This is a genomic window from Clostridium sp. 1001270J_160509_D11 (assembly GCF_015667935.1).
GTDB lineage: Bacteria > Bacillota > Clostridia > Peptostreptococcales > Peptostreptococcaceae > Intestinibacter.
Window position 1 is genome coordinate 24,337 of the sequence record NZ_JADPET010000017.1, and the last position, 5,354, is coordinate 29,690.

Genomic DNA, 5,354 nt, shown 5'->3' on the forward strand with positions numbered 1-5,354 from the left:
ACAATAATGCAAGATGACTATACAAAGGTAGAGATATCTAAAAAAGATATAGTTACGAGCGAAGAATTGCCAGGCGCAACGCTACAAGTAATTGATTCAGCAAGAAATATAATAGAAGAGTGGACAAGTACTACAGAACCTCATAAGATCAATAGATTACCAGTTGGAGAGTATACTTTAGTAGAAAAACAAGCTCCAGATGGATACTTATTGGCAGAAGATATTAAATTTACTGTAAAAGAAAATGGGGAAATTCAAAAGGTTGAAATGTTCGATTCGAAAGATGTTTCATTATACGTTAAAAAAGATGTTTCTAACATTGAGAAACTAAAAGGTGATGAAATATTTACAATAAAAGTTTCTGGAGAATTTGCAGATGGTTCAACAGAGAAGTATATAAAATTTACTTATGATGAATTAGGAACAGAAAAAATAGTTACTGATATAATCTATGGAAATAAATATAATATAAGTGAACCAAATCATAATGGATATATGGTGAAAATCGATAAAGAGAATGTAAAAGTAGATGTAAAAAAAGAAGTTGTTACAATTATTAATACATTTATTATAACAGATGAACCTGAGAATCCAGGAGACCCGGATAAACCAGGAAATCCAGATGATCCAGGTGATTCAGATAAGCCTGGAGACCCAGATGATTCGGATAAACCAAGTGATCCAGATAAACCAGGAAATCCAGATGATTCGGATAAACCAAGTAATCCAGATAAGCCTGAAAACCCAGATGACTCAGATAAACCAAATAATCCAGAAAAACCTGAAAATCCAGGGAAACCAGATAGCCCAAGTGATCCAGAGAATCCAGATGATCCAGGTGATTCAGATAAGCCTGGAGATCCAGATGATTCGGATAACCCAGTAACTCCAGATAAACCTGAGAAACCAGAAGATACGGATGACCCAAGTAATCCGAACAAACCTGAAAATACAGTAAAACCAAATATGCCAAGTAATCCAGAGGAAAGTACAAAGCCAGAACAAAATGTACAAACAGGTGATACTAACTTAACAAATGAAATCATAATAGGATCAATTTCATTAATTGTATTGATTGGATTATGGATTGATAATAAACGTAGAAAAAAATTATAGAAAGTTTATATAAAGTATAAAATAAAAAGGCAATAAATAAGGGAGAATAAGTAACAAATTAAGAAGTCACAAATATAGTAATAGATAAACTAGAGAATAAGTAGATAAACAGGATTAAAAAATCAGAGACATTTAAGAGAAGTGGTATTATAAAAATACCTTAGAATATAAAATGATAATATAAATTTTTAAGTAATATTTTCCGACATTATAGAAAATAGACGATCAACAGGAAAGCGAAAATATCTTAAAAAATAGTTTTATATTCTAATGACATTAATTTGCTATTATATATGAGTAAAAATATAAAATTTATTAGAAATATGCGACAATATTGATTAAAGGTAAATTAAAACTCTAATAGCAAAAGAGAAGTAATCTTACTTAAAATATGAAAATCATTGTAAAAGAAAGGGAGTAATCAATCCAATCTGGATTGACTACTCCTTTTTATATTATGGAATAATAATATTTTTATTAGCTGTTACATAATTAGTTTGTCTCATTTTTAAAGTTACGACTGTGTCTGATTTTATTTTTGGAAGATGCATCTTAAAATGTCCATCTGAATTTACAGAACAAGCCTTTCCTATCTGAGTATTTTTTATGTAAGCCCTTATATAAGCCCCGCTACAACCTCTTCCTGAAATATATATGTTGTTAGAATCTAATGTTTCAACTGAATCTACATAAAATGTATCAAATTCATATAAAGATGTTATAACTTCTTCTTTAGTTTCATATCCATGTTTAGATATTTCTACTATTATTTCTGAGCCGGGCTCTTGCGGTTCGATATGAAGTAAGAATTTTTTATCTGAACTTATAATGCATGTATCACTAATTAATTCATTGTTGTTGAAGGCTTTAACAGTAGCTCCGACTATTCCTTTTCCTGTTATAATATTTGAACTAGATTTTAAATAATTTACATCGAATAAACGAATTTTTTTCAAAGAAACATTTAAAATAGCAGCAGCTATTAGTCCCTCAACTTGGGCAACTATTACAGTAGTACCTTCATTTGTAGCTATTAAGCGATTGTTTTCTATTTTAGCTATTTTACTATCTGAAATATTCCAAGTTATAAGTTCGTTTTCAACATAATCATTATTTTGATCTAGTATTTCTAAACTTAGTGAATCATCTACTTTTAAATTAATTCTATCATCTTTAAATTTAACTGCAGAAATACAAGATCTAACAGTAACTATACAAGTTGCAATTTTATTATTAGCAGATGCAGTTATTACTGTAGTTCCTGGATTTAATGCTTTGATAGTACCATCATCATTGATTGCAACTATAGATGAATCCATACAAGACCAATTTAATGATATAACATCTGTAGTATCTTCTGGTATATAAGATATATTTAATTTATATGATTCATTGCATTTTAAATTTAATGAAGTTTTGTCTAGCGTAATTTCTTTTAATGGTAAATCAACATTAACTTTGCAAGAGTCAGACTTACCATCTAAAGTACACGTAATAATACAATCACCTTTAGAAATAGCTGTAATATTTCCATAAGAGTCTACTTTTACAATATTTTCATCAGAAGATTTCCAAACTGGGTTATCTGTGCAAGTATGATTTTTAGGGAAATATTCTATTTTTAAAGATTTAGATTCGCTTTTATTTAAACTTAAATAATCAGTTTCAAGTTTTATAGATTCTAAAGGTCGTTCAACTTGAACTATGCATTTTGCTATTTTATTATATCCAACTTGTGCAGTTATAGTTACTATACCCACATTATGGCTAGTAATAATGCCGTCTTTTACCGATACGATATTTTCATCAGAAGAGCTCCATTTTACTTTGAAAATATCATTTGTATTTTCAGGGTATAAAACTAAATCTAATTTACTTTGGTTGTTATTTAGCATAGATATAAATGAATTTTTTATAGAAATACCTCGAAGGCTTATAAATTTATATTCTTCAAAATCTATTTTATTTGCAATAGCGTACTTATGTGCATAAGAATTTTTTTCTCCGTAAATAACAAGATTATTACAATTATCAAATGCAGAATTGCTGATTGATTTAATGTATTTAGGAATAATAATCTTACGTAAATTAGTACAGTTATTAAATGCACGTTCACCTATCATTTTTATAGATTTAGGTAATCTAATATTTTCTAATGATGAACAGTTTGAAAATGCATATGAATTTATATAATTTAACGTTTCAGGTAAATTTATATCATATAGGTTCGTACAATTTGCAAAGCACGAATCTGGTATTTTATCAAACATTTTAGGGAGCTTGATTTTTTCTAAATTGCTACAATTAGCAAAAGTCAAAGGACTTAATGTATTAATTGTATTTGGTATATTTATTTCTGATAATGATTTACAATCATAAAATGCCGCTGTACCTATATTTTTTAAAGAGTCAGGTAAAGTAATATGATTTAATTTTTCGCAACCTGAAAATGAATCCGAACCAATAGACTGCAATGTTTCAGGTAAATCTATAGTTTTTAACTTTTTACAATTAGAAAATGCTGAATTATCTATTTGTTTTACAGTTTTAGGTAGATTGATTTCTTCTAAATTAATACAATTATTAAATGTACTAGATGGTATATATGTAAGTTTGTTTGGTAAAGTAACTTTTATTAAATTAGTACAATTTGAGAAAATGCCTTGTCCAATAGAAATAATCGAATTTGGCAAATTTATATTTTGTAAATTAGTACAATTAGAAAATACCCTAGAGCCTAAATTTGATAAATTTTGAGGTAAATCTAAAGAACTTAAACTGCTACATTCAAAGAAGGCAAGCTCCTTTATTTCTGTAATATTTTGTCCAATATTGATTTTATTTAGCTTTTTACAATTAGCAAATAAACAAGATTCTAATATATCGATATTATCAGGTAATATAACTTCTTCTAAGTTAAAACAATTAAAGAATACATTTTTGCTGATAACTTCAACTGAATTAGGAATTTGAATTTTAGTTAAGTTAGAGCAATTTTTAAATGCAGAGTCATTAATAGATTTTACCTTGTTAGAAAAATTGATTTCTTTTAAATTTTCACAATTTAAAAAGCACCTTTCTCCAATATAAGAAACATCATCTGGTATATTTATTGATTGTAAACTTGAACAATTATAGAAAGTTTCATCTTTTAAATCAGATAATTCTTTTGGAAGTTCAATTTTCTCTAAGCTTTTACAGTTATAAAATGCCCCTTTTTCAATATTCGATATATTTGGAGGAACATATAAAGATTTTATATTTTCACAATCATAAAAACATCTATATCCAAGTGTATTTATATTTGTTGGAATATTTATATTATGAGATTTCTTGTTCATGCACGATATAAATGAGTCGAGTATTAGTACACTTTTATTATTTAAATTACTATTTTTTAAAGATTTATACTTTTGCTTTTTAGATACTATCATAATAACCCCCCATAAAATCTAATTTATTTTCTTTTCTTTACAAAATACTACAGTTCTAGCATCCTTAAATTCATAACTACAAGTACTTAATGTAAGTATTTTATCTGAGGATGTAGGTTTATTTTGCGTGCTGAATATTGAATCATCGACAATTTTATTTAAAAATTTATTATATTCGTCATCACTATTAAAGTTCGGAATAGTATATGGATAATCCTTCTTAACTAATAAAACAGCAAAAACTTCATAATTTTTCTCCCCATTTTTATCTGTTAAAGTTATAGTAGGATTTGATTTAAAAAATGATTCCTCTTTAAATTTTTCAAGTTGACTAAACATAGTAGTATTTTTCATATTATGACCATAAATAATTAAATTTTTACTGTCATCATAATAATCTCTATAATCTAAAAATGTAGTCCCCGCATATAGATAATTTCCATAGATATCACGATGAAGATAGTAAGAATTGTCTTTACTTTGGACAACTGGATAGTCTATATTTGTATTTTCGATATTAATCCAACATACAAAATCTTTGTTTATAGATGATAAATCTATAGTATTGGCTGTACCTGAATTACTATTATTTTTATCAAGATTTGCTTCTTTTTCTGTTCTTAAATTAGCGTATAAATCGTCTGCCTTTTTATAGTCATTTAGTTTTTCATAAATCCTATAACCACATACGCATATAATTGCAATTAAAAAAAATGTTATTAAATTTTTAATCCCCGTTTTTAATTTCATTAAATATTCTCCCTCTAAAATTTTTGTATAATTATAATTTATATGTAAATAACA

3 protein-coding genes are annotated in these 5,354 nt (G+C 26.8%); 1 reads left to right on the top strand and 2 read right to left on the bottom strand.

All coding sequences use genetic code 11. From position 1 onward, the window contains the following. Positions 1–1,116 (top strand): prealbumin-like fold domain-containing protein (locus I4U58_RS03280; protein WP_279325546.1); only part of this gene is annotated, 1,116 nt, incomplete at its 5' end. Between the two features lie 455 nt (positions 1,117–1,571). Here I4U58_RS03280 and I4U58_RS03285 read toward each other — a convergent pair. Next, the gene (locus tag I4U58_RS03285; RefSeq protein WP_195929615.1) at positions 1,572–4,550 is read right to left on the bottom strand and encodes a leucine-rich repeat protein; all 2,979 of its coding nucleotides are present in this window, start codon (positions 4,548–4,550) and stop codon (positions 1,572–1,574) included. Between the two features lie 18 nt (positions 4,551–4,568). Next, the gene (srtB, locus tag I4U58_RS03290; RefSeq protein ID WP_195929616.1) at positions 4,569–5,300 is read right to left on the bottom strand and encodes a class B sortase; all 732 of its coding nucleotides are present in this window, start codon (positions 5,298–5,300) and stop codon (positions 4,569–4,571) included. Positions 5,301–5,354 lie beyond the last annotated feature (54 nt).